Origin of the sequence: Dermacoccus abyssi (genome assembly GCF_003515945.1) — a bacterium.
GTDB lineage: Bacteria > Actinomycetota > Actinomycetes > Actinomycetales > Dermatophilaceae > Dermacoccus > Dermacoccus abyssi.
Genome location: NZ_QWLM01000040.1, coordinates 1 through 1,987, shown reverse-complemented (window position 1 = coordinate 1,987; position 1,987 = coordinate 1). Strand labels below are relative to the sequence as shown.

The 1,987-nt window shown below is 61.6% G+C and carries 1 protein-coding gene; it reads right to left on the bottom strand.

What is annotated here, in order from left to right; genetic code table 11:
• Positions 1–1,583: 1,583 nt before the first annotated feature.
• Positions 1,584–1,987: hypothetical protein (locus tag D1832_RS15215; RefSeq protein WP_206609418.1), on the bottom strand; the 404-nt coding region annotated here is incomplete at its 5' end.

The following is a 1,987-nucleotide window of genomic DNA, read 5'->3' as shown; positions in this document are numbered from 1 at the left end:
TTGGAAGCCGGTGAACCCGTCCAACGCGACCACCCCTACCCCCGCACCGACGCGCCGATCCCGCTCACCCCACCGCTACACCCTCGTTTGTGATGAGCCGGTTTGGGCTCACGTCTAGCGCCTGCGGGGCCATCTGAGCACCAGCCTTCTCGCCCTCGATAGCCTGATTCACGGCTTCATTAACGCGACTCTCATGTCGCTCCTTCATTTTTCTGAGATGTTCCACGGGGTAAGACTTCTCTCCTGAATGGGGGTCGTCTATGGTGCGTCCGTGATAGGCGCAGCAAAGGATGAGGTTGTCGTACCCGCGCCGAGCTTCCGCCGATAGGTCACTGTCACCTCGTGGGCCGTCCTTCTCGGCTCCGACAATGTGGGCAACGGTTCCACCCCACCCTCCTGCTGGGTCAAGGAGGGGCGTTGGGCACCCTTCGACTGCACAGCGCCCTCCAGAGTTAAGGAACAGCTTCCGCATTGTGGCGGCTTTGATCGGGAGTCTCTTCGACATTTGCGAGTTCCTAGCATCGATGTGATCCGTGTACGTGCACACTAGCGAATCTCTGAGCGGGTGGAGCGTGCCCCCGTGTGACCCGACCCCTTTCGGTTATGGGCCCGGCGCCGCGCCATGTAGTGGGCGTGCATTACCAAAAGTCTGGAACATGCTTTCGTGACCCTATGCTCAGAAAGCTCAAGTATGGAGGGCTGGTCGAATCTCGGTCGGGTCGACCCTGGGTTGGCCAGACACCTGGGCGCCTCAGGTACGCCGACAAGATGACCTCAGGAACGGGTGCGGTGGCGTGTGTGAATTTGTAGACCCGGTCTCCGTTCGGCAGTTGGCGGCCGCACGTCGCGCGCCGAGGTTCTCCCCGGCACCCTGAGAGCGCATGTTTTCGGTGCGAACATAAGCAGGCCAGGTCCAAGAGTGTGAATGCGTGGTCAAGCATGAGGCTCTCCACCCCGCGGTTGGTTCGTTCGTTCCAATAGGCTCGGGCGAGGAAGGTGTGGCCGATTTCGATTGCGGAGAGGTCCTTGAGGACTTGGATCCATAAGCTGCCTATGACCTTGGATCGGCAACCCGCCCGCATCGGTGCGGCCACACGCCTCCGCCGGCTCACACCGAACGACCGCGAGGTCTTGTTCGGAATAGGGACCATCGTGCCGCAGACGCACTGGCCGTCCGCCTCAAACCGATGCCACTTACCGGGTCGCTTGAGTTCGTCTGTGTCCCAAACGGGTTCGGCTGAGTGTGCAAAACCAGACTCCGGCGGTGTGCAAGGCTGTTGAGGTGCTTCCCGGACCTCGCTGTGGCGCAACCCGATCCGCAATTCGTGAACTACCCACGCGGGGTAGTTCACGAATTGTGTGGCTACGAGTTCACGAATCCCGGTTCAGGAGCGATCCTGGGCCGGGTTTTGTGTTGTGAGGGGACGTTTGGTGCTGGTTTTCCGCTGCGGTCGGGCGCTCAGCGCGGCGGAAGTGCCCGAGTGCGCTGTCGGGTGTTCGTAGGGGCATGAAAATGGCCCCGTCCCGAGTTTTTCGGGTTGGGGCCATTCATGGCTGGCGGTTCAGCTTGGCGTGGTTCGCATTCAGTTGATGTCGCTCCAGGGTTGTTCGCCCGGTATGGGCGGTGGTGGCCCGTTGGCGGGTGGTGGCGATTTGGGGTGGCGTGCGTTGGACCCTGTGGGTGCTCGTTGTGCTAGGGGCTCGAGTTGGGTGCCGGGTGCGGGCAGGGTTTCGGGCTTTGCGGGGTCGTACTCGTATCGGGAGAGCAGGATCGCCATGTTGGTTGCGGCGAGGATGAATCCGAGCAGGATGGTGTTCTTCGAGAGGCCGAACACTCGGGTCGAGTGGCGTTGCAGACGCATGTGGTGGTTCTTCAACGACGCGTTGAGGTCAAGTCCCGGGTAGTGGTGTAGCGCTGCGTTCCTTCGTTGGGGTTGTTCAGGCGGTGATTGCGGGCAGGTCGTCAGCTCCGATCTGGGGTTCGGTG